Here is a 24,033-nt window from a genome sequence, read left to right on the forward strand (position 1 = left end):
ACTTTCGTCAGAGCCTATGGAAAACCTATTTCGTCGCGAGGTGCTGGAATATAAACGGCATCGCTTAGAAGGATCGATCAGTCTAGTTCAACCTCCGCTGTTTTATCGCTTGGCGACATTGATTGTGGTCATTGTCATTGTCAGCGTGTTATTTTTGGCTTGGGGTAAATATACCCGAAAAGAACGTGTGTCTGGCGTGATTGAGCCCAACACTGGGGTTTTAAAGCTCAGTGCTCCCTATATCGGCCAAGTTGATACTGTGTTGGTCAGCGAAGGCCAACTGGTTAGCGAAGGCCAAGCATTATTAAGAATTGCGTCGATTAAGCACAGCGTTGGTGGTGCGGAATTGAATCAAACGCTAATTCAGCAGTATCAATTCCAACGTCAAATGTTGACTGCGCAGTTGCAGCAACTGACAGCGCAGCATCAAATCGATATGGCACAATTGCAGGCTGAACGGGCCAGTTTGGTGGCGAGACTGCAAGAATTAAGTAAGCAAGCGGCGACATTTGCCGAGCGATTGGCGCTTAATCAGGGCATAGTTGAGCAAATTGGTACTCTCAAAGGCAGTGGTTATGTTTCTGAGCTGGAGTTAACCCGTCAGCAAGACACTTTGTTATCGCTGACCCAGCAATCGTCATCTATCCATTCTGAACAATTATCCATAGTTAACCAGATAGATTTACTGGATAAGCGCTTAGAAAAGCAACCGCTTGAACATGAGCAAAAGCGTGCCAGTATGAATGCACAACTCTCAGGTATTGATATTCAACTGTCATCTGCGCAGCAACAGAGTTTAGCGGAGATCCGCGCCCCTCGAGCTGGCATCGTCACGGGATTACTAGCCAAGCCGGGTAAGACGGTTGTGGCAGGGCAAAACCTGTTAAGTGTGTTGCCTGCGGACAGCGAAATGCAAGCTGTGATTTATGTGCCCACGGAAGCGTTTGGATTTATTAGGGCGGGACAGTCTACCAAACTTAGATACCATGCTTTCCCGTATGAAAAATTTGGCATTTACGATGGCGTGGTTAAAGAGATCAGCAGCTCCGTTATTTTGCCCGAAGAAGCTGCGCCGTCAGGGGTTATCACTAAACCTTCATATCGAGTGGTCGTTGCCCTGTCCACTCAAGCGGTGACGGCTTATGGTAAAGCGACACCGCTGCGTGCTGGGATGACGCTAGACGCCGATATTGTGATCGAAGAAAGGTCGTTATTACGGTGGTTGTTTGACCCTGTATTTAGTATTAAGGGACAGCTATGAGCCAAGTAGAGCAAGACCAACAGACACAACAAGAACCGGATATTTTCGAAGAATACGAAAACTCTCGCAGTTTGCTGCGCTTTTGGGACAGCAGCAAGTTACCCTTGATCCTGCAATCTGAAGCGGCAGAATGTGGTTTAGCGAGCCTTGCCATGGTTGCTGGCTATCACGGTTTTCATACCGACCTAGTATCGCTACGACAAACCTTCAATATCTCTATTGAAGGTTGTACTTTACTCGACATTATGCACTTTGGTGAAAAACTAGGTTTAGCATCACGCCCGTTACGAATTGAGCTGGAAGAGTTAGAGTTACTGCAAACACCTTGTATTTTGCATTGGGACTTAAACCACTTTGTGGTACTGAAAAAAGCCAATAATAAGCGCATCGTGATCCACGACCCCGGTAATGGCGAAAAAACTTATAGCTTAGAGGAAGCTTCTAAGCACTTTACTGGGGTGGCTTTGGAAATGCTGCCCACCAAAGAGTTTGAAAAACGCGAGCAAAAACCGACTCTCAAGTTCAGTGACTTTTGGAGCCGTATTTCGGGCCTTAAACGTTCGTTGTTGCTGATTTTTTCTTTGTCTTTGCTGCTGCAAGTATTCACCTTAGCCAGCCCTTACTATATTCAGTTGGTTATTGACGATGTGGTGCTTACTGGTGACACCTCATTGTTAACTGTGCTGGCGCTAGGATTCTTTCTGGTGCTGGTGTTTGAAACCGGCACTAACATGCTGCGCGGTTTTACTTTGCTGCATTTTGGCAATCAGATGAATATTCAGCTGGGTGCGAATCTGTTTCATCACTTAGTGCGTTTGCCGTTAACCTACTTTGAAAAACGTCACATGGGGGATGTGGTATCGCGCTTTGGTTCGCTGCAACAAGTTAAGCAGTTACTGACCACTGGTGTGATAGAGGCGATTATCGATGGTCTCATGGCGATTATTACTTTAGCCATGATTTTCTTCTATAGCCCCACCTTATCTTTGGTAGTGCTTGCGGCTGTGGTACTTTACGCCTTAGTACGCGTCGCTATGTATCGCCCGTTTCGCGCTATCAGCGAGCAAGAGATCATGGCACGCGCTGAAGAAAACTCGAACTTTATGGAAACGGTACGTGGTATTCAAACCATTAAGTTATTTGGCTCAGAAGTTAAACGCGAAGGGCAATGGCAAAACCGCTATGCCAAAGCCATTAACCAAAGTATTCGTTTAGGCAATTTCCAAATCGGTTATGATGCCATCAACCGCATATTATTCGGGGTCGAAAATATTTTAGTGGTATTTTTGGCAGCGAAATTGGTGATTGCAGGTGGCTTTAGTACCGGGATGTTATTTGCCTTTATGGCGTACAAGCGCCAATTTATGGACAAAACCGCCAAACTGATAGAAAAGTTCATTGAGTTTAAAATGTTAGGGCTACACTTTGACCGGATTGCGGACATCGCCCTGACAGATAGAGAAATACTCCAACCTGCACAGTTCAAAAAGCATGTAGTGCAAGGTGGTATTGAACTGCGCAACGTGACATTCCGCTATTCTGATGCAACGCCAAATGTACTGAATGACTTGAGTCTAACTATTCAACCCGGTGAGTCGGTAGCGATCACAGGGCCATCTGGGTGTGGTAAATCGACGTTGTTAAAAATTATGCTAGGTCTTATTCAGCCAAGTAGTGGTGATATTTTGATTGATGGTGTGCCACTGGCGCAAATTGGCGCTCGGCAGTACCGCCAACAAATTGCCGCAGTGATGCAAGACGACGAGCTGCTTTCTGGTTCTGTTGCCGACAACATCGCGTTTTTTGAATCACCGCTAGATATGCAACGCGTTGTTTATTGTGCTGAGTTAGCGGCAATTCACGATGACATCAGTGCGATGCCAATGGGTTACGACAGTCTAATTGGTGACATGGGGTCGAGTCTATCTGGTGGACAAAAGCAACGTATCATTCTTGCTCGCGCCTTGTACAAAAACCCACAGATCTTATTTATGGATGAAGCCACCAGCCATCTTGACACTAAGCTTGAGGCTGATATCAATGAAGCAGTATCTCGGTTGAAAATTACGCGGATCATTATCGCGCATCGTAAAGAAACCATCGCATCAGCAAGTCGTGAAATAAAGTTAAAGAAAGGCCAGCAAGCTGAGCCAACCAAAGTAACAAATACTGATCAACAAGACTCGTAGTAAAGTTACTGGGTGCAAACTAAATAGGCCACTTTTAGGTGGCCTATGAATATCAAACAGACTATTATGGAATTTGACAAGTGTGCTCTGGGCAAGAATTTCTATTGCCAGTGTAACAGTCAAAATCTGCAAGACTGAAGCAGCGATAACGAGTTAATGCACCACCTGCTACTTGCGGTGTCATGCCTGCAGGGATGGCACTCTTATCTTGTGATAGGGCTTTGATTGATTTCTTATTGAGTTGTAATTTCATTTTTTTCATTTCCTTATTAAATGTACCTCAAAAAGGCAAATTAACATTAGGCCAAAAATAACAAAAATGCAACAGCTTGTTGGCTATTACGCTCGAGTTATCTGTAATTGACTATTGCCGAGACGGCAAAGGTGCAAAATCACAACTTTTCGTAAGGACAGAATAGCGCTGTGAATGAAAAATTCTTTTTAGATATAAGTATTTAAAAGCTTAAAAGTATAGTTTCACTATTGGGTATTTCCTAGCGTTGATTTATTGTATTTACTTTCTCAAAGAGTTAACCTTTGTAAAAAATATAATATAAAAATAGTTAAGGAAGATGTGATGGCGTTCCATACCGAAGTGACAGCAACTCAGCATGCGCAGATGCTCGAAATTATTGCACTGCTAGCGCAAAAGATCTCCGCAAACTTGCCGCAGGTACAACAATTTGGCCTTTTGAGCGGGCTTGCGGGTCAACTCTTGTTTCTTTATAAAGCCCATCAGTTTAACCCCAGCCTCATCAACGAGCACAGTTTCAACGCTGCTTTGGAAAACTTACAAGAGCATTTAGCAGAACAATCATTTGAGCTCAGTAATGGCTTAGCTGGACAGGCATGGGTATTGGAGTATTTCAATCAAGCCGAACAGGCGGATTACGACCCTAACTTGCTTGAAGATGTGGATGCGCTATTTCAAGAAGCCTTGTCGCCACATCCTTGGGGTGGGGAAATTGAAATGGTGCTGGGCTTAGGGGGTTATGCCCCGTATGCCGCAAGACGCGCTAAATTCACCGATCAACATGCGCTTTTTGCGAATATTGTGGCGGGCTTTGAAAGCACTTTAACCACACTTGACGACGGTACCTTAACTTGGTCACAACCCGAAAACTCAGTCTATCGCTTTGATAAAGAAAACAAACATCAAGCAGAATATAACTTAGGCTTAGCCCACGGCGTGCCGGGTATCATCGCAGCATTGTTACCAGCGTATCAGCAGCCTGCATTAGCCGACAAAGTGCGCCACTTGCTTGAAGGAGGCTGCGATTGGCTATTAGCACAGCGTAATCCAGACCGAGCACAAACCTGTGGTTATGGAAGTTGTGCCGATGGGCACTTCAATTCCCGACTGGGTTGGTGTTATGGCGACTTGACCATTGCTTTAACTTTAGCGCGAGTAGGGCAAGCATTAGATAGGCCAAGCTATATAGCAGCAGCAAAGGAAATCGCCTTACACGCAACCAAACGCGACCCAAAATCAGGTGCCATTAACGATGCTGGGTTATGTCACGGCTTTTTTGGTATGGTGACCATTTACCAACTACTTAATACCCTTATGCCCGATGCTAAGTTTGTCGAAGCACAGCAATTTTGGCTTGATTATGGTCTAGCCCAATATGCTGAAAAAGGCGAGCGAGGTTTGTATTGCTACAGTGGTATCAGTAAAGAGTACGAGGAAGAATTTGGCTTTTTAATGGGCTACGCTGGGATTGGTTTGGCATTGTTGGCAGTACTAGATAACAACCCAGATTGGGCTGATTGCTTGTTGATGGCTTAAGGAAGGTAGTATGACGCAATCACTTATGCCAGATACTTTTTTTGTTATTCGCACACCACGACTTAGTGTTGAGCACTTATCACGTTTTGCTGAGCCAGGCGCAGATGCACAAGCTTTGTTGCAAGAATGGCTGGCGCTCCCGGGAGTGCTAGAGGCCTTGTATTTAGCCAGCCCATCGCTCATTGAGCGGATTGAGCAATGGCGCGCAAAGCCCGACAGCAAATCCGGTAAAAAGGCGGCACAAGCCTTGTTGAAATATATGGTGCGGATGTGTTCGCGAGCAACGCCGTTTGGGCTTTTCTCCGGTATTCATCAAGGCGTGGTTGGTGAAAAAACCGCGCTGGTTTGTCGAAGCCATCAAGCCGACAGTCGTAAAACCCGTCTTGATATGTTTTATCTGTCGGCTATTAAAGACCATTTTATTAAGCATGCGGCACATTCCGAGTTACTGTGTTACAAGCCTAACCCGTCGCATTATTTTGTTGCCAATCAATGCCGTTATATCGAATCGTATCTTTCTGACGAAGCCTTACAGTATCGTTTGAGCGCGGTTGAGAGTGATGAGTATTTTCAGTTTGCACTCAACAGTGCACGCGAAGGCGCGAGCTTTAAGCAATTAGTAGAGAGCTTTTGCCAAGCTTACCCTGATGCTGAGCCCGAAGAAGTCAGTGCCTACATTCAGGATTTAATCGACGAAGGCATGTTGCTGGCTGACATCCCATTACCTTTAACGGGCGTCTCGCCGGATGAAGCGCTGGTCCGTTCAGTGGCACAAATTGGTGAGCATGGGACCGCAGATGTACTGCAAACTGCATTACTGCAAATGCAGCAGCTTGATGAAGCGCGTAGCGGCGCCATTACACCTTATCAGCAAGTGATAGCACACCTCCAGCAATTGCCGATTAAGGTTCAAGAAAACAAACTGTTTCAAAGTGATACCTATCGCGCTTTCAGTGACTGCGAGTTAAGTCGGCAAGAGTTGGAGCGAGTTAAAAAGCAGCTGGAACTGATAGCGGGTTTGAGTATTGCTGAGCAGGGCAATCCTCTTAGCCAATTTATTAGTCAGTTTAATAGCCGTTTTGAAGGGCAATTTGTGCCACTCGATTGGATCTTAGATGATGAATCTGGGATTGGTATATCCACAGAAACCGGCTACGAGGCACCGCTCGTTGCTGGTTTACGATTAGCGCGCGGCACTGAAAGCCAAGCGCGTGCCAGTAAGCTCAGTGTATTGGAGGCGGAAGTGTTGCGTGCGCTGAGTTTACCTGCGCACCGACAGCTAGATTGCATTACTTTAAGCAGCAAAGCACTGAAAAGTAAAATCAGCAATAAGAATGCCGTCAACCAATTTCCCGCTTCATTTGCCGCTATGCTCAGTCTTTATCAAGATGGGCAAGGTAATCCAATTATTAAATTTAATGGCTGTTATGGCCCATCTGCAGCCAATTTATTAGGCCGTTTTTGTCATCTAGACGATGCGTTACAAGCCAATGTAAAACGCCATTTAGCACAAGAAGCCGCACAATCACCAGAGGTGATATTTGCTGAAGTGGTGCATATGCCGGAAGGGCGTCCAGGCAATGTCATTGCGCGGCCGCATCTACGTCAATACGAAATCGTATTTATGGCAGATAGCAGCCTTGCCGACGAATACCAAATTCCGCTCAGCGATTTGTATGTGTGGGTAGAAGGGCAACAAGTCAAACTCTGGAGTAAGCGCCTTAACAAGCGGGTGGTGCCGCGTTTATCTAGTGCGCATAACTATTCTTCACGGAGTTTAAGTGCTTATAAGTTCTTGTGCATGTTGCAACATCAAGATGGTAAGCCACCGCAATTTAGATTACCAACGGCGCTTGAAAATCACAGTTTTGTGCCGCGGGTGATGCTGGACAATTTGATCTTAAGTGAGAAAACTTGGCGTATTGAACGTACCGAGCTTGCGGCGTTACTAACCAAAGACCAGCAACTTGATGAGGCCCAGTGGCAGTCATTACAAGCGCGCTATGGGCTGGACGAACAAGTTAATTTTGCAGTGTCGGATAATGTGCTGCAATTAAACTTACGCAGTGCCGAGATGGTGGCGATTTTGCTCGCAGAGACTCAATACTACAACGTGGTTGAGCTCAAAGAGGTGCTTTCAAGCCATTATCGTTCACGGGTAACGGATGCTGCCGGGCAGCAATATAACAACGAAGTGATAGTGCCATTTATTAATCCTCAGGCTGCGCCACTACGTCATTTTGCGGATAACCCTATTGCGAATATCACTGCTACGCCGCTGAAGCGCCGTTTTAGTGCTGGCTCAGAGTGGTTGAGTTTAAAGATTTACTCTGGCAACACTGTGGTAGAACAGCTGCTTTATGAAGAGCTACTCCCCTTAATTCAGGCCGAACACGCGCTGTTCGATAAGTGGTTTTTTATTCGTTATGGCGACCCAGATTGGCACTTACGCCTACGTTTTCATGGCGACCCAAGCTTACTTTGTGGGCAACTGTTACCCAAGCTTAATGCTTTGCTCGAGCCAAAAATCGAGGCGGGTGTGCTACATAAAGTTGAGCTGATGACTTATGAGCGTGAGGTTGAGCGCTACGGTGGCCCAGAGGCCATGGCGCTAATTGAATCCTTGTTTAGGTTTGACAGTGAGCTGGTGGCGCAAACTTGTGCCTTACTCCCTGAGTTTGGTGATGATGTGCGTTGGCGTGTGGCGCTTGCGCAAACCGACAAGTTACTGAGTTTGTTCAATTACAGTGAGGAAGCGCGTTTGGCGCTGTTAAGTAGTTTGCGTGATGGCTTTGGCCGTGAGTTTTCTGAATCTGCGGAGCTGCGTAAACAACTGGGTAACCGCTATCGTGATTACGAAACACAACTCAACGATGACTTCAGTAAACTCGCACGCGGTACCATGGGGGAGCTGGATGAATGCCAACAACAGTTACAGGCGATATTGCAGCACTGGCACAGCCAAGCTGAGCCTGTTGTGGCTGAGTTGAATCGGTTGTTTGCAGCGCAGAAAGTGAATTGCCAACGCGACACTCTGTTGGGCTCGTTACTGCATATGCATAATAACCGTATGTTTAAAGCTTATGGTCGCGAGCAAGAGTTTGTGGTGCATGACTTATTGCGGCGCAAATACTTCTCAATGCGACAAGTGGCATCCTAACCAGTGTCGACCAAAGCAGCATAAGCAACACAACTGCGTGGCAAGTCCGCGCTGTTGTGTTCGGCGCAAACTTTGCTACGCTTGCTTAGTTCTCATAATAAAAAGATCGCAACATGAAAAAACACCTCTTAATTGCCCTTGTTAGTTGGGTATTCAGCGCCTGCGCCTTGGCAAACAACGAATTAGCTAAAGAATTAAAAGTGTTTGAGCCTTATTTAGGCAGCTGGCAAGCAGATTTCCCGGTGCCTGCAGGGCAACCGGCAATGCAGGATGTCAGCCATTGGGAGCGAGCGTTAAATGGCACGGCAGTGCGCACGCTACACTCCATTAATGACGGCGTTTATGGTGGAGAGTCGTTGATTTTTTGGGATAACAGCAAACAAAGTCTGGTGTTTTATTATTTCACCACGGCTGGTTTTTATACCCAAGGCACCATGGAAATGGTGAACGATCATGAGTTCATTGCTTATGAAGCGGTCACGGGCAATGCCGATGGTATCACCCAAGTCAAGTCCACCAGCTCAGTAAGTGCGGAGCAAATAAAGGTCAGTACCCAGTACCTTAAAAACGGGCAATGGACTAATCCAGAAGTTAGGATCTACACGCGCAGTACAAAAGCGGTCAAGTTTAAATAGCGCATCCTAAAAGCGAAACAGCTGTAACAATTCATACCATAACGAGTCTCGCTCTTGCTCGGCGCGTAAAAACAGTTGTTTGGTTTTGTCATTGCGCGCTTGGCTCACTTGTTTGCGCTCACACAGCTGGCTGGCTTTGTGCCACTGTTCTTTTGCGATAGCCTGATCTAGCTCTGGGAATTGGCTTGGCAATGCGGCAAGCCCGAGCTGATAGGCTAAGTCTAATATTGCCAGCTGAGCACTCTGCGGCATATTGTCATAATCGGTGTAGTGCTGCGCTAGTTCATGGCGTAAGCGATTGAGCGTTAAAGCCAGCACGCGTTGAATTTCAGTATGTGGAATATATAAGGTACAAAATGAGCTGTAAAAGTTGGCTACGTAGCCCGCTGGTAACTTGCTGATTTTATCATATTCCTGCAGTTTAGTTTCGCGGCTTGCCGAGCGCTTACTGCGTAGCTCGCGTAGTTCTAATTTGGCGAAGTCATTACGGTTGTGAAAGTGAAAATTCACTCCTATTGTGGGCCGGCCATGGCTATCTAAGTACAAATGATGCACTTCGCCTTCATACAAGCAAAGGTGCTTTACCGCCTTCAAGGTAAAACGGTCGAGTTTCCCAGAACGTTGGCCAAACATCATGACCTCCTAAGTGGCATGGTGTAGTTCTGATAATGTCATTATAGTCAATCCTCGCGTGATAGCGCGAATGTCTGCTGACAAATAGCGCAGAACGTGCGGGAATATGCCATGAAAGTGGCCACTCTTAGGTGCGTTTGACTACACTCAAATAAAGTGATTGTGCTGAGATTGAATGTGTTATTTAGGAGCCTGTTTTTAGCTATGTTGCTTTTTGCAGTGCCATTAAGTGCCGCAAAACGCTACTCGGTCTTGGTGTATCACGGTGCCAACCCGCCTTATAGCTATGAGGAAGAGGGGCTAACGAAAGGTTTGTTTGCGGATATTTTTGCTTATATCAGCAGTATCACAGGTTTGCAATTTGAGTTTGTGCCGCTCTCTGTTGCGCGCGGACATCGCATGTTTGAGCAAGGTAAAGTCGATATCGAGCCGGGTGTGAATCCGCTATGGCGGCAAGAATCAAGCAATCCAGGCTTGTACAGCCGCTTTTATGCCTATTCCCGCGAAGTGGTGCTGGCGCGCAGCAAACTTATTCATACCATGCCCGAGAGCTTGTATGGACAAGTGATTGGGCGGGTGCGTGGTTATCGTTATGGCGCCTTTGAGCAGCACTTTGGTGAACAAAAAATCATGCCTTATGACAATGTTTCGGAGCGCGAGCTGCTCGCCCAGCTTGCTCATAAACGTTTTGACTACATTATGATAGGCGATATTACCGCTGCATATTATCGCCATAGCCACGCTGAGTATCGTGCGTTTCAGGAGGTCTATGAAATCTCCTGTTTACCTGTGGCGATGCGCATTCAGCCAACTCAACCGGAATTAAAAGCCGCGATAGACCAAGCGCTTGAGCAAATGATTAAAAGCGGCGCCTTGGCGGCTATTTACAGCAAGTATGGCGCGCTTTTACGCGTGCCAGACTAAAACATAAAGGACACTTGCATGCCGCTAAACACCCGTTCTTTTGACTCCCAATGTTCGCCATCGATTTGCCTTACACGAGAATAGAGCTCCACGCGAATACGCTCAAACTGCATGCCCGCACCAACACCAACGTACGCATCCAGATCGTTGCGTGGTTCGTCGTTGTAGCGGTCATCATTGCGGCGGTTATCGTCATTGCGTAAATCGTGGAGTAGCAGCTCAAATAAATCTAGCCCTACTTCACCGTAGACAAAAAAGTTCTGAAAGTAACCGACCTTAATCCCTGTATCCCAAGTTAGGTAGTTTTCCTTGTCGGCGGTCTTTGTGGTGACATCGGCGTAACCCAGTGATGAGTTAAAACTATAGCCGAATTTGCTCATCGGAAAGTTGCCAAAAGCTTCAAGCCCAAGCGCGGTAACTTTATCGCTTCCACGCCAGTCGCTTTTAATGGTAAAGGCCACTTCAGAAAGATTTTGCACCGCAGCATAGGTGCCTTGGCTTAAGCTTAAACACAGTGCCGCTAAGAGTCGTTTTTTCATAAAAGATTGTCCTTAATGTGGCGTTCGGATCACTTAACCCGCGAGAGTGTGAGCAAGTTATCGCAATCGCTTGTAATAAACTGTAAATAATTGCGTAAAAGACTTACAAGCTGATTAGGGCTCGCGACGGATAAGCGCGTTTAATATGGCGATTTTATTACATGTCTCTATTTTAAAGAACTTTTTGTTATGAGGGTGGTTGTTTTTTGAACTAAAATTTAGGCGGTCACGTAGTAATTCGAGATTAACTCGATAAGAGGCGTCTATGCACAGTACATTACTCAAAAGACATTTTGCGACACGCGACTTAGCCGCGGTGATCCTCAGCTATGCCGACTCCAATCACTATTTGGCAGGCGGTATGGATAGGCAAGGCAACTACCAGTTGTTGTCGGATTTTCACGGCCATACCGTTACTTTTAATTCGCTACGAGAGGCGGAGGATGCCTTGCGTGAACTCGGTGTAACCCAAGCCAATCTGGAAATGGAAACCGCTTATGATGAAATGGTGGGCGGTTATGCTGGTGGGCGCAGCAGTATTGCGATTTCGCTAGTGCACTGATCCCATCACGCAAAACCAGAGGGCACCACATAACACAATGCACTACTTTAGCTCATGTTAAGGTAGTGCTTGTTTTTTCGACTTAGTTTCGTTTAAACTAGCATAACTTTCGAAACGAAACTTTACAAAACATGACCAAACGTAACACCCAACAGCGCCGTCACACCATTTTGCAGCTAGTGAATAGCCAAGGAGAAGTGAGTGTAGAGATGTTGGCCGCCGAATTTACAACCTCAGAAGTTACGATCCGAAAGGATTTAACCGCCCTTGAGCAAAGCGGCTTGTTGTTACGTCGATATGGTGGCGCAGTGGCATTACCGCAAGAAATCGTTGCCAAAAGCGACGCCAAATTCGACTCGTTGCGTAAACAAGCCATTGCCAAAGCCGCTTCAGCGCTAATTAAAGATCATCACCGCATCATCATCGACAGTGGCCGCACTACGGCTGCTATGATCCCTATGCTGGTCAGTAAACGTGGCCTTGTAGTGATGACCAATGCCATCAATGTGGCCAATCGTTTATTAGAGCTGGAGAACGAGCCCACGTTATTGATGACAGGTGGTACTTGGGACCCACATTCGGAGTCGTTTCAAGGTCAAGTGGCAGAGCAAGTACTGCGCTCTTATGATTTTGATCAGTTGTTTATCGGCGCCGATGGCATTGATGTTGAACGCGGCACCACCACTTTTAATGAATTAGTGGGGTTAAGCCGCGTAATGGCCGATGCCGCCCGCGAAGTTATCGTTATGGTCGAAGCGGACAAAATTGGCCGCAAGATCCCAAATTTAGAATTACCTTGGCACAAAGTGACCACGCTTATCACCGACAACACCCTGGCGGAACCAATCCGTCAGGCGATTATAAGCCGTGGCGTTAATTTAATTTGTGCTGAGGTCAGTAATTAGCCAACTGGTACACACCACGTGCAAATAATGGAGAAATTATGTGTGGAATCGTCGGGGCCGTCGCTGAGCGTCCGGTCAACAAAATTCTGGTAGAAGGGTTAAAGCGTCTTGAGTATCGTGGTTACGACTCAGCAGGCGTAGCACTGAGTGAAAATGGTGCATTACACACGGTGCGCGCGGTTGGCAAAGTGGCCAATCTTGAAGCGGCTTTAAATGCTGCCGCAGTCAAAGGCGTCACGGGTATTGCGCACACGCGCTGGGCAACCCATGGCGGCGTAACAGAAGCTAACGCGCACCCGCATGTCTCAAATAACGAGCTGGCTTTAGTACACAACGGCATTATTGAAAACCATGCCAGCCTTCGTGAAGCCCTTAAAGGCGATGGTTACGAGTTTTTATCTGACACCGACACCGAAGTAATGGTGCACCTGATCCACCAATTACGCCAACAGCACGACTCATTACTGGCTGCGGTGCAAGCGGCAGTAAAACAGTTTGAAGGTGCTTACGGCACAGTCGTATTTGATAAAAACAATGCCGACGAAATCATTGTGGCGCGCTCTGGCAGCCCATTGGTGATAGGTTTAGGTTTAGGTGAAAACTTTATCGCCTCAGATCAACTCGCTTTGTTGGCCGTCACTCGTAACTTTATCTTCTTAGAAGAAGGTGATGTTGCGCGTGTAACTCGCGACAGCGTTGAGATCTACAACCGCGCTGGCGAGCCTGTGGTGCGTGAAGTGATTGAATCAACAGTCAATCAAGACAACACTGGCAAAGGCGAATATCGTCACTATATGCTCAAAGAAATTTACGAGCAGCCAATGGCGGTACGTAATACCTTAGATGGCCGTTTAGAAGGTGACCGAGTGGCAGTGAGCGCCTTTGGCGAACGTGCTACCGAGATTTTTAAAGACGTCAAACATGTGCAGATCATCGCTTGTGGTACTTCTTACCACTCTGGCATGGTGGCGCGCTACTGGTTAGAGCAATATGCTGGCGTAAGCTGTAACGTCGAAATCGCCTCAGAATTCCGTTATCGCCAATCGTATGTACACGATAACAGTTTGTTGGTCACCATTTCACAATCGGGCGAAACCGCTGATACTTTGGCAGCACTGCGCTTAGCCAAAGAGCAAGGTTATATGGCGTCTATCACCGTCTGTAACGTGCCGGGCAGCTCGTTGGTACGTGAATCTGACTTAGCCTTTATGACCAAAGCCGGCGCTGAGATTGGCGTCGCGTCAACCAAAGCCTTCACCACTCAATTGGTCGGCTTATTAATGATGACCGCTGCTATCGCGCAAGAAAAAGGCCGCGATGCCACACATATCGTACAAGCGGTGAAAACCTTACCTAACAAGCTTGAAGAAGCCTTAACCCTAGCCGATGGTATTGAAGCGCTAGCAGAAGAATTTGCTGATAAGCACCATTCACTGTTTTTAGGCCGCGGCTCACAATACCCGATAGCGATGGAAGGGGCGTTAAAGCTTAAAGAGATCTCATACATTCACGCAGAAGCCTACGCGGCGGGTGAATTAAAGCACGGCCCACTGGCTCTGATTGACGCGGATATGCCGATTATCGTCGTGGCGCCAAACAATGAGCTGTTAGAAAAGCTGAAATCGAACGTCGAAGAGGTGCGTGCTCGTGGCGGTATCATCTATGTGTTTGCCGACAAAAAATCACACTTTGCCTCTGACAACACCATGCGCGTGATGAACGTCAACCACGTTGAAGACATCATCGCACCAGTTGTCTATACAATCCCACTGCAACTACTTTCATACTATGTTGCCGTGATCAAAGGCACCGATGTAGACCAACCGCGTAACCTCGCCAAGAGCGTTACGGTAGAATAAAAAAGGCGCGCAAGCGCTTTTTTTTGTGGGTGAACACTATATAAGTACTTACTCAAAATGTAATCAAACTAAATTTCATCATTAAAACCATAAATTTAGAAAAATTACATGTGTCTTAAGCAGCCTTTACTAAGTTAAGTCCATTCGGAACTATTAAGTTATCAGAGGCTATGAGCAATTCAGTCCCGACTCGCTTTTGGGCTGCACTATAGTTTAAATTAAATCTGAATTGTTTCTTCTTAGGGTAAAGACGTTGGATAGCTTCAACATTATCGTATGTTAATATCCACGGATGGCTAAGCTCTTCAATAGCCTTCGATACATCTCGATGATCATCTGGTTCGTAAGCATTCGTGTAGAGAGATGCCCCCTTAACAAAATAAGGTGGATCAATACAGTAAAAGCTCAAAGGTGGTAAACTTTTATTGGTAAGTTTTAAAAAGTCGATAGCGTCACAATTATATAAGTGTATTCTATGAGAGAAATTTGATATCCGCTTTATCTTTTCTATAAGCCCTTTTTTATTGAACCGACAATCTAGCTTATATTTTCCTTGTTGCTCTAAGCCGCCAATGACACCAGCTTTAAGAATTATACCTGAGCGATTGGTTCTATTCAGAAAGAAAGATGAAAAAGCCAGATCAAAGTCGGAACTATCACCTTTATTCTCTTGCACTTCTCTTTGTTTGTACCATTCATCCATTGTTATAGGCGTTTCAATAATTTTTTCGACGAACTGCTCAGTATTATTTAAAACCGCATCCCAAAAACTCCATATAGAGCGATCTAAATCATTCAAGTGTAGTTCATGTACATAGCCTTTAAGCATTAAGGACAGGGCTAAACCCGCACCGCCAGCATATGGTTCAGCGTAGTGGCCTCTTTCTAAGCCATTACTTTTTATTATCTCTGATACCATGTTCAATATGGACGTTTTTCCTCCAGGGTATCTAAGCGGTGAAGGAGTTTGTGGCATTACTTATTTCTCGATTAATCCATTATACATATTATATCTTATATTCACCTTTGTGGCCAAAGATGAAAATCATTACTAAACAACTATATACGTTTTAGCATGTACTCGACGATTGCCGAAATGTTATCCCACTCCCTCTTTAATTCTGTCGCATTTGGGTAATGGCTCGCATGGGCATTTGCTCCGAGTGTATGCGGTGATAAAACATTGTTATGATTGCACTGAACACGCTTCAATGCTCCTAGTGCTTGACTTTCCACTTTAGTCAGATTGGTATTTTTCTCAATATGTGTAATTACTTTATTCATCACAACATGGGTTTGCGCCTTAATCTGATTGCCGAGCTCTTTTTCATGAAAAAGTGAATATAGGTTTTCAAGAAATGCTCTTGTTAAAAGAGACACCGCCAAAGTGTTATCATCAATCAGAATCTCTGTCATTTCCTGATAAACTCGGCGTAGGATCGGATTTTTTATTGAGGCAGAAAAGCCATAAGGAATAATATACTTTCTTTTATCTGGGTTTTTGGTGTTCTGATGCCTAGTGGTACTTTCCTCTTTTTTTCCCCCTTCTCCACTTGAAGTATCGTTGGCATGATCATTAGAGTTCGACTCAAACTTGCTGCTTGGTGAAGCCTTACTATCTATAGGAGGGTTTTCGCCTTGATTCTGAGTTACTCCCTCGGCTTCGGAGGAATCACTTTCGCTACTATTTAATACATCACTTAGTAGATAACTTTGGACGTGATTTTTAGGCGCCAAACCTAAAGAAATTAGTGTTCTTGCGTATGCTTCCCATTGAACTTTTTTGGTACGCGATGTCACTTCAGATTTAGGATCTAATAAATCCTTACAGAACTTCTCGATTACAATTGCGAACTCATTTAAAGGTACATTGAGCTCAACATATGCATGCGATCTGCTACTAATAATACCTAACGTTTTTCTGAAGAAAGGATTACCTAAAAATCTAGCAGCTGTAGTCAAGATTTTATCTTCTCTCTCTTCCGGCACAAAACCTTGCAAAACCGCAAAGTCCAAAATGGCACTAGCTAAAGCATTGTCATCTCGTTTCTCTCGGCTTGTGTTGAATCTAGTTTTCTGATCTGAGTTCCACTGCTTAGCACCGATTCCATCTTGAGTACCTGAGTGTCTTCTTTCAATCCAAATATCAGCATCTTCTCTTGAGTCAAATAGCTGACAAGTTATTTTCTTTGGGATTTTTTCGCTATTCTTTGCTAGCTTAGTAAAGTAACTAACATGTGTATTTGGAGCACTTTTCGGGTCATTTAATAGTCGTAAAGCGCAAGTCCTGCGGTTTCCTTCAACAACGATAAATCTGCCGGATTCATCCTTAATTACAGCAGTCATTTCTAAAGGACTAACTCCATTTTCTGCAATATCCCTAGCTAACTGCTTTACTTGTTCTTTTTGAATGAGTTTTTCAACAATATCGGATTGAGCATTTAAAGGTGCATGTCTTGGATTTTTTTGGTCTAAGTAAATATCTAAAACATTTAATGTAACTGGCTTTACCACAAAAGTTTCCTTCTTCGAAATGACGAAATAATTACCTATTTAAAGCTCTATTAAGGGTAGGGCGACTTACCTTAAAATGCTTTGCAATTTCAGATTTGGTTATAGTGGGATCGCTAAGCATTGCCTTTGCTTTTGAAACATCAGACGCTGAAAGTTTAGACTTTCTTCCTCCTTTTCTGCCTCTTGATTTAGCAGCTTGTAAACCTGTAATCGTTCTTTCAGAGATCAATCTTCTTTCAAATTGGGCAATAGAACCTATCATGTGAAATGCAAGTTCACCTACCGCTGACGAAGTATCTATACTTTCAGCCAGACTTACGAAACTGACTTTTGAACTTCGAAAGAACTCTAAAATTTTTATCAAATCACTTAAGCTACGCCCCAACCTATCTAACCTTTGAACAACAACCACATCACCTTCACGTATGGCATCTAATAATCGTGCTAATTCGGGCCTGTCTAGTGTTCTTCCGCTGCACTTTTCAATATACACCCGTTCACAACCTGCGCTTTGTAACAGATCAAACTGAGCTATTGCTGATTGTTCTTTCGTGGAAACCCTTGCATAACCAATTTTCATAGAATAAAACGGGCGTTTCTTTTACATTGATTTTGTTACGGCAAACTTTACGCTATTTACATATTTAAAACATCCATTTTGTGTACATTCTTATCTAAACAAATACCACCGTTTTCTTTACACTACTTTTTTGTATGATCGAGTACCGTTTTGATGGCTGATACAAACACACTCACGCTAATATTTAGCATTACACAGTTGGTGAGTATCAAATTAATAACTAAATTTGACCTCGGCGTTTCTTTTTAATTGACTTGCCACGTTTTCGGCAAATTCAAAGGTGTTAAAGTTGCCTTTGAAGTAGGAAATATCATCTCGTTCGGTGTAAGTGCTCTCTAATACTTCTCTAAAATTCAGAACATCTTTCAGATTTTCAGTGTTTACATCATATTTGCCCCACGCATTGGCCTTACCGTCGGCACCTCTGTCGTAAGCCATGCCTTTCATCAAAACATCGGGAACTTGTTTGGCTAATTGCACAAGATCTGTGTTTTCATTAAGCTTTTCTTCCAAATAAGCTTTATTTTCATCACTGATAGGGCCGTTGACAACCAGTTGGCCACCTTCGTCAACAGAAAAGCCCCAATCAAGCTCAGCCAGTTGTGGGTCTGATTTTTTCAGATCACTCATAAAGTCTTGGTAATGGGATTGCATATCTCTGAATAAGCTGGGTAATTCGCCAAAATAAAGTGTTTGTGACACTTTAGCAAAGCGCTCAGGCTCGTAAACACTCACAGACGTTACTTCAATGTAGTGCAGATTAGGGTTGTTTGCCAGAGCAGGCTCATCATTCATATTGCTTTGCGCATGTTGCTGTTTGGCAGCAATGTTAATCTCATCGCTAATGGGTTTTCTGCTGTCAGTTACTTGCTTTGTTGTATTAAGCTGGGCCTGACTAATGGCTGGGTTACCTATCTTCATTACATATTCCTTATACTTGAAGAGCACTTATTTATCGGTAGATTGTTTAAATACCTTTAGTAAAAGTTAACATTACTTTCCATTCACTAAATTCTGGTCACTTAAGTGCCCAAGCCAGACACACTCGACGTTATTAAAAGTGAAATCGATCTTTTACCCGTTCAAATCTTGCTTACTTTGCAAACTAAATTCCCCTGAGTAACGACTAATACCTGACGAACTTAACTTGCTGCCGCTAAGTAAAATCCAGCGTGGCGCGAAATTGCGGTTTAAAACCAATAATAATCAGGGATTGTATGCATATCAGAACTATAAAAATGGCCTTTTTGCTGTGCTTAGTTGCCTTTCATACACAAGCAACAGTGGATTTATCTCAGGTGCGCGTATCAAGTGGCGAGGCTTACACGTACCAACAACTGCTTGTGAAACATGACTTACCTGCGCTCAGTGTTGCTGTGATAGACAACTATCAAGTGGTGTTTAGCACCGCTGTTGGCGTTAAAAATGCGGGTAGCGGTGATAAAATTGACCAAGACACTGCATTCAATGCGGGTTCAATCGCAAAACCAATCGTGGCCACTTTGGCGGTAATTTTGGCCGAGCAAGGTAAACTGGACTTAGATGTACCTGTAAGCCAATACCTTAAAACAGCGGGCTTATCTGAATCACTACTGGCTAAGTTAGCTTTTATTTCACTACGACAATTACTGACCCATACCGCAGGGACCAGTCACGGGGGTTACGCGTCTAAGTATCGTGGCGATGTTATCCCAACGACTCTAGAGACTTTGCGCGATTACAAAGGAGAAGCCATTGAGGTGCTTTTTGCGCCTGGTGCTTATTGGAAATATAGCGGTGGTGGTTACTTAATTGCGCAGTTAGTTTTGCAAGAGGTGACAGGACATTCACTTGCAATACTGGCAAACGACCTACTGTTTAAGCCCTTAGGAATGAAAAACAGTACTTTTTATTACGATGGTCAGGTTAATTTTCTAACTAATGTGGCCAAAGCACATAATCGTGATAAGCAAGTGATTGCCACTGGCCTGCCTATTTGCCCCGCAGCGGCGTGTGGGTTGTGGACCAATGCACGCGATATGGCACAATTTCTAATTGAAATGCAAAACGCGTTAGCTGGAAAAAAGACCAACCTTATCTCTAACAATGCCGCCCTGCAGCTTGTTGCATTGCACACTACTGAATTGTCAGGTGGCTGGAGCATGGGATGGATGCGTCATGTTGCGCTAGGGAATCTTGATTGGTTTTCTCACAGTGGCTTTAATCATGGCACTGGCGGTTTGGTGATGGCAACGGTGACGGGAGGTCGAGGCATAGTCGTGTTTGGTAATGGTGATCATAGCGCGCGGGTGCCTGCCATTGAGCAAATTACCGCGTCTGTAGTCACTGAGCTTGGTTGGCGGCAAACCATCACCCCAAGCCAAGTGCCTATTTCAAAACAGTTATTGGAGCGCTTGGAGGGGGAATATGAAAATCTTACGCCGCATTATTTCTCGCCGTTTGCAAAGCGCGTAAAAATTGTAAAACAAGGTGAGCAACTAGGGTTAGTGAATTCAGAAAGTCACCCGACACCTCTACCCATCATATTTATAGAGCAGGATAAGTTTCGGGTAAATGAACTGGTAAATAGTCAATTGGGTGTGGTGTTTGATGCACAAGGTACGGTTTATATCACGCTGGAGCACGAGCAGCAGGGGCAAATGCTAGTAAGTAAGGCATTACGGAAAATAACTCATTAGCAAGCGCGTAGGTAAAGAGCGGCAAACACAGCTTACACATTTTGTTTTTTGCCTAATGGGTTTTAAAAGTACTACTTATCAATAAGCAAGGCAGTTTTTGTATTGCCACTGGCTAGGATAGGAAAAGCGCCGTTGCGGCGCTTTTCTGCTGTGAAGTTAAAGTAGGCAAGACGCTTTACTGAAGAAGTAACGGACTTCGTAATCTTCACAAGTGGTATTGCTACTGCAGCCATTACAAGCGGCACAGGCTATTGTCCTTAACAGCCCGTTTTTACTTTAGTAAGGGTTTAAGGGAGCGTAAAAATTAGTATTGCGACCGTCGATGCTTAAGCGCTCAGGCGTGACATTGGAAGCGCCAGTGGTGAGGTTAAAGGTGTCGCCCGCTTGTAAACGATAGTTGAGCAGGTTTTGGATAATCACCGGTTGCCCACAGCTGATTTGGTTAAACTGAGTTTGGCTATCTTTGCCAACGACATAGACATTACCTGTACCATCTATGACGCTGGTGCCACTTTCTTTAACATACAAAGCACTGTGCTCAGATACACCAATGGCATACTTTTGATTGCTTAAGTGCGCAAAAAAAGTCGCCATGCGACCCATACGGTCACGCTCTTGGAAGTGGGTGTCGGTGATCACACCTTGCAAAATTGGCGTGCTCAAGAAGTTGCTAGAGATATTAATGGTTTCGTGACAAAAGTCGGTTACCACTTCTGCACTGATGGCGCCAAGTAGGCCGTCGGGATCGTAAATATATTGGCCTTGCACCGCATTACCCGCCGACGTACCGCCAATAATACCTTTTTTGCTGTAAACATGGTTGAGTGCGGTTTGCACTTTGGTGCCTTGCCATTGGTTGAGGTAGTCTGATTGGTCACCACCAGCGATAAAGACAAATTCCGCCGAGCGAATAGCCCAATCCACATAGTCAGAATTGGCTTTGCTGGCAGTATCAACAATCAGGGTTTCAACTGAGTCGGCATTGAGTAGCGGTAATAAGTAGTCATTGTAAGCGTCAGTACCTGAGGTGCGTAGCACAACCACATCACCACCTTGGATATGTGGTTTTACGCGATTGCTAAATGCTTCATCCACATCCGTGCCGCCGCCCATCAGTAGCACACCCGCTTCATTGCCTAAACTCGGGCATTGATCTTGAGTATTGCCAACCAAATACGCTTTTAAACCGCCGGGTTTGGTGGGGCGTGTGCCATAGCTACAATTGCCTGAACCGCCGCTGCTGCCAGTTGGGTAATTCACCGTTAAGTCGTACCAGCCAGTACCGCTATAACGGCTCACTTTAATAAAGTAGTCGCCGGCATCGCCTTGATAACTGCCCGTTTCTGGGTTCGCGCTGCTGGCACCAGAGAGCACCGCACTGCCGGTGGTTTTGTAGAGACCCCAGTCAAAGTCGTCAGCAGAGGCATGGCTAAGGTTGAGGCTGATAGTGCCCGCGCTGGTGGTGGTGAATTTGAACCAATCAAGGTCAGTACGGGAATCAATATTACCTTGCACTAATACACCTGAGCATAACCCTTGCTCAGCGTTGGCTTCGGTATCATTGCTTTGCGTTTCGGTAGTTAAACATGCGGCGCTGGCGCCGGTGGATAATAATAGTGTCAATAAAGACATAGCTATGCGCGAAGGTTTCATCGCAACTCCTGTTGTAGTTGGGTATTTTTTATTGTGTCGTTTGGGTATTAACAAGTACGCGACATAGCTTGCCAGCGCAGAGTTAAATGGGTACTAAAATGAATGGAGTTTGACTATTCGTCGAACCACTCAGAAAGGTGATAATCATTTGAGCAAGCAAATAAATCATGAGGAAAAACCACACAAAAACAACCCGCCAAATGCGCGAAAATGCACAGCTTGGTATTTTGGTTGAATGGCGTGGTTTTATTCATGGTTGTGGTGTTAATAGATTTTGCTTGTTATTCAATGTTGCACAGTGGTTAATTTTGATCAAGGTTTAAACTGTAATATTTTTCTAACTTCCATTTTTTTAGATGTTGTTGGTGAATTTTAATGCGAAAAAGTTTGGTCAGCACTTAAGTGCAAACCAAACTGGGCGTGATTATTTTTTATTAATGATGATGTTTAAGTTTTTGATTGAATATGTTTTGTTTTTATTAAGTTGGCATTGTGTCGCGGTACTACGTGCGAGTGTTAATGCATATTTATGCGCCGTTGAAAAATCATACGAAAATGTTTGTTGGCCACTTTGACAAAAGCTTTGCACTAAATTTTTAAATCCATTTTTTGCGAAAATTGCATCAGTGTAAGTGGCGTCTGATAGCGCTTGGCTCGCGCTTGCAGAGCTGGCTAGGGTGAGTGAGAGGGTGTTTTTTGCATCGAGTTTGGCGCTGTCGGCAGGTTGGAGGTAATGATAAACAAATTCTGCTGCGCTTTTTGATTCTAAGACAACGACTCCGTGTTCACCCATGACCTGTAACTCGGTATGCGACGGCGTGACGTTAGCCACTAACGCTGTGGTTTCATCTACACCAAACCCCAAGCGCTGCCCAGTATGAGCCAATAAAGTAGCCAAGCGTAAAGTGCGGCTGCGCTCGCTAAAATGGGTATCTAGGATACCTGCGGTGAAGCTGCCTAAGCCGCCTTTAGGGTCGTAGGTGAGGTAGTTCAAATGCTCGGCCTGACAGCTTTGGTATTCGCTGCAATTGTCGGCAGGGGCGGCTTGATCAAACGCGCCAAACTTAATTGCGGCCTCACTGGTGCCGTTGGTTACCATCGCAACTGAGCCATGCCCGTTACTGCCGCCGGATTGCAGCGCAGTACCCGCACTGGTGCCGATGATCACGGCACGGCTTTGTAGTGCTGCAAACCAAGGGTAGGGTTGATTATGCTCGTCAAACAGTACTTGTTTAGCCAGCGATTGGTCACCGCCATTAAAAAACACTGCATCAGCGGATTTTATCTTGGCTATCAGTGCCGCTACCCCTTTTTCACACCATAACTGCTCTTGCTGGGTACGCTCGGGATAAACGCGCTCACGACTGTGGCTGGTGCTCAGTTGTTGGCGTAGCGTCGCTAAGTCCTGACAGCGACCACTTGATAAAGCTTGAGCAAGAGGAATAGTAAGTGCTAACCATTCACCTTTCACGTCAAAGTCGTTGAGCAGGTTTTCATAGAAATCTGCGGCATCGTAGGGGTCATGAGAAGAGGCGGTAATGGCGAGATACTTTTTGCTTGGCGTTGCGGCAATGAGTGCCGCCATGTTGGCCAAAATGGCCTGACTACCCGCAAGCTGGGTACGCGCGGCTTGGACCATCTCTACTTGTCGGGTGCCTTGTTGGGTCAAGGCAGGTACTTCTAAACTGTCGAGCAGTAATGCCCACTGCGTATCGTCGAGGCGTTTGCTCAATGGCTGCTCGCCGCTATCCAGCAAGCTCAGCAGTTCGGCATAGCTATAGCGTTTATTTGCGTCACTGCGTTTTAGTTGGGTCATCAAGCGGCTTAGATCTTCACTCCCCGTCGGCCAAGCACGACTCAACTGCGTAAGGTGTTGTGGGGTGATTTGAAACCAACGGGTGGTTTTAGCCGCAGTGGGGAAAACCGTATTCGGTTGGCAATATTGTGGGGAAAGACTGGCGCAGGTTTTCAATGCTCCACCGATCAAAACCAGTTGTTGGGCCTGGCTTTTAATTGAAAAAGTCGCAACAAAAAGCCATGCGACGGCGCCAAAGTGAACGAATGTATTCATTTTATGTACCATAAAAAGGGAAGAATAAATAATACTTGTCAGTATAAAAAATACTGTGATATAACAAAAAATGAACACAAT

Annotated in this window: 19 protein-coding genes; 10 read left to right on the forward strand and 9 right to left on the reverse strand. The window is 45.2% G+C overall.

Annotated elements, in window-relative coordinates:
* Positions 1 to 16 precede the first annotated feature (16 nt).
* Both ACFOEE_RS12145 and ACFOEE_RS12150 read left to right on the forward strand, forming a co-directional pair.
* On the forward strand, positions 17 to 1,261 hold the full coding sequence (locus ACFOEE_RS12145; RefSeq protein ID WP_377124589.1) for an HlyD family secretion protein: 1,245 nt from the start codon (positions 17 to 19) through the stop codon (positions 1,259 to 1,261).
* A complete protein-coding gene (locus ACFOEE_RS12150; protein ID WP_377124591.1) occupies positions 1,258 to 3,450 on the forward strand; it encodes a peptidase domain-containing ABC transporter in 2,193 nt (730 codons plus the stop codon). The genes ACFOEE_RS12145 and ACFOEE_RS12150 overlap by 4 nt, the downstream gene beginning before the upstream one ends.
* A 64-nt stretch (positions 3,451 to 3,514) precedes the next feature.
* On the opposite strand, the gene ACFOEE_RS12155 is transcribed toward ACFOEE_RS12150, so the two are convergent.
* A complete protein-coding gene (locus tag ACFOEE_RS12155; RefSeq protein ID WP_377124593.1) occupies positions 3,515 to 3,703 on the reverse strand; it encodes a hypothetical protein in 189 nt (62 codons plus the stop codon).
* A gap of 324 nt (positions 3,704 to 4,027) precedes the next feature.
* Between ACFOEE_RS12155 and ACFOEE_RS12160 the strand changes: the two genes are divergently transcribed.
* The 3 genes from ACFOEE_RS12160 (at position 4,028) to ACFOEE_RS12170 (ending at position 9,034) form a co-directional block, all read left to right on the forward strand.
* Entirely contained in the window at positions 4,028 to 5,239 is a 1,212-nt protein-coding gene (locus ACFOEE_RS12160; RefSeq protein WP_377124595.1) for a lanthionine synthetase C family protein, read from the forward strand.
* A gap of 10 nt (positions 5,240 to 5,249) precedes the next feature.
* Positions 5,250 to 8,399, forward strand: coding sequence for a lantibiotic dehydratase (locus tag ACFOEE_RS12165; protein ID WP_377124597.1), 3,150 nt, complete (start codon positions 5,250 to 5,252; stop codon positions 8,397 to 8,399).
* 113 nt (positions 8,400 to 8,512) lie between these two features.
* Positions 8,513 to 9,034 carry a hypothetical protein gene (locus ACFOEE_RS12170; protein WP_377124599.1) on the forward strand — a complete coding sequence of 174 codons (522 nt, stop codon included), beginning with the start codon at positions 8,513 to 8,515 and terminating at the stop codon, positions 9,032 to 9,034.
* 6 nt (positions 9,035 to 9,040) lie between these two features.
* On the opposite strand, the gene ACFOEE_RS12175 is transcribed toward ACFOEE_RS12170, so the two are convergent.
* Positions 9,041 to 9,670, reverse strand: coding sequence for a hypothetical protein (locus ACFOEE_RS12175; protein ID WP_377124600.1), 630 nt, complete (start codon positions 9,668 to 9,670; stop codon positions 9,041 to 9,043).
* 201 nt (positions 9,671 to 9,871) lie between these two features.
* On the opposite strand from ACFOEE_RS12175, the gene ACFOEE_RS12180 reads away from it, so the two are divergent.
* Positions 9,872 to 10,591, forward strand: coding sequence for a substrate-binding periplasmic protein (locus tag ACFOEE_RS12180; protein ID WP_377124602.1), 720 nt, complete (start codon positions 9,872 to 9,874; stop codon positions 10,589 to 10,591).
* On the opposite strand, the gene ACFOEE_RS12185 is transcribed toward ACFOEE_RS12180, so the two are convergent.
* Positions 10,588 to 11,130, reverse strand: a complete 543-nt coding sequence (locus tag ACFOEE_RS12185; protein WP_377124604.1) for a hypothetical protein — start codon at positions 11,128 to 11,130, stop codon at positions 10,588 to 10,590. The two genes, ACFOEE_RS12180 and ACFOEE_RS12185, sit on opposite strands and share 4 nt — an antisense overlap.
* Positions 11,131 to 11,395: 265 nt before the next feature.
* On the opposite strand from ACFOEE_RS12185, the gene ACFOEE_RS12190 reads away from it, so the two are divergent.
* From ACFOEE_RS12190 to glmS, 3 genes are all read left to right on the forward strand, one after another.
* Positions 11,396 to 11,692, forward strand: coding sequence for a DUF6482 family protein (locus tag ACFOEE_RS12190; RefSeq protein ID WP_377124606.1), 297 nt, complete (start codon positions 11,396 to 11,398; stop codon positions 11,690 to 11,692).
* A gap of 131 nt (positions 11,693 to 11,823) precedes the next feature.
* Positions 11,824 to 12,597 (forward strand): DeoR/GlpR family DNA-binding transcription regulator, encoded by a 774-nt coding sequence (locus ACFOEE_RS12195; protein WP_377124608.1) that lies wholly within the window; start codon positions 11,824 to 11,826, stop codon positions 12,595 to 12,597.
* Between the two features lie 38 nt (positions 12,598 to 12,635).
* A complete protein-coding gene (glmS, locus tag ACFOEE_RS12200) occupies positions 12,636 to 14,456 on the forward strand; it encodes a glutamine--fructose-6-phosphate transaminase (isomerizing) (protein WP_377124610.1) in 1,821 nt (606 codons plus the stop codon).
* Positions 14,457 to 14,571: 115 nt separating this feature from the next.
* On the opposite strand, the gene ACFOEE_RS12205 is transcribed toward glmS, so the two are convergent.
* The 4 genes from ACFOEE_RS12205 to ACFOEE_RS12220 form a co-directional block, all read right to left on the reverse strand.
* On the reverse strand, positions 14,572 to 15,432 hold the full coding sequence (locus ACFOEE_RS12205; RefSeq protein WP_377124612.1) for a DNA adenine methylase: 861 nt from the start codon (positions 15,430 to 15,432) through the stop codon (positions 14,572 to 14,574).
* Between the two features lie 83 nt (positions 15,433 to 15,515).
* Positions 15,516 to 16,970, reverse strand: coding sequence for a hypothetical protein (locus ACFOEE_RS12210; protein ID WP_377124614.1), 1,455 nt, complete (start codon positions 16,968 to 16,970; stop codon positions 15,516 to 15,518).
* Between the two features lie 31 nt (positions 16,971 to 17,001).
* On the reverse strand, positions 17,002 to 17,550 hold the full coding sequence (locus ACFOEE_RS12215) for a recombinase family protein (RefSeq protein WP_377124616.1): 549 nt from the start codon (positions 17,548 to 17,550) through the stop codon (positions 17,002 to 17,004).
* A 213-nt stretch (positions 17,551 to 17,763) separates the two neighbouring features.
* Positions 17,764 to 18,471, reverse strand: coding sequence for a hypothetical protein (locus ACFOEE_RS12220; RefSeq protein ID WP_377124618.1), 708 nt, complete (start codon positions 18,469 to 18,471; stop codon positions 17,764 to 17,766).
* Positions 18,472 to 18,767: 296 nt separating this feature from the next.
* Here ACFOEE_RS12220 and ACFOEE_RS12225 point away from each other — a divergent pair, with 296 nt between their 5' ends.
* Positions 18,768 to 20,228 carry a serine hydrolase domain-containing protein gene (locus ACFOEE_RS12225; RefSeq protein ID WP_377124620.1) on the forward strand — a complete coding sequence of 487 codons (1,461 nt, stop codon included), beginning with the start codon at positions 18,768 to 18,770 and terminating at the stop codon, positions 20,226 to 20,228.
* Between the two features lie 276 nt (positions 20,229 to 20,504).
* Here ACFOEE_RS12225 and ACFOEE_RS12230 read toward each other — a convergent pair whose 3' ends face one another.
* Together ACFOEE_RS12230 and ACFOEE_RS12235 are read right to left on the reverse strand one after the other, a co-directional pair.
* Positions 20,505 to 21,881 carry a cyanophycinase gene (locus ACFOEE_RS12230; protein WP_377124622.1) on the reverse strand — a complete coding sequence of 459 codons (1,377 nt, stop codon included), beginning with the start codon at positions 21,879 to 21,881 and terminating at the stop codon, positions 20,505 to 20,507.
* 424 nt (positions 21,882 to 22,305) lie between these two features.
* Positions 22,306 to 23,952, reverse strand: coding sequence for a cyanophycinase (locus tag ACFOEE_RS12235; RefSeq protein ID WP_377124624.1), 1,647 nt, complete (start codon positions 23,950 to 23,952; stop codon positions 22,306 to 22,308).
* Positions 23,953 to 24,033 lie beyond the last annotated feature (81 nt).

Origin of the sequence: Pseudoalteromonas fenneropenaei, from assembly GCF_042643375.1 — a bacterium.
GTDB lineage: Bacteria > Pseudomonadota > Gammaproteobacteria > Enterobacterales > Alteromonadaceae > Pseudoalteromonas > Pseudoalteromonas fenneropenaei.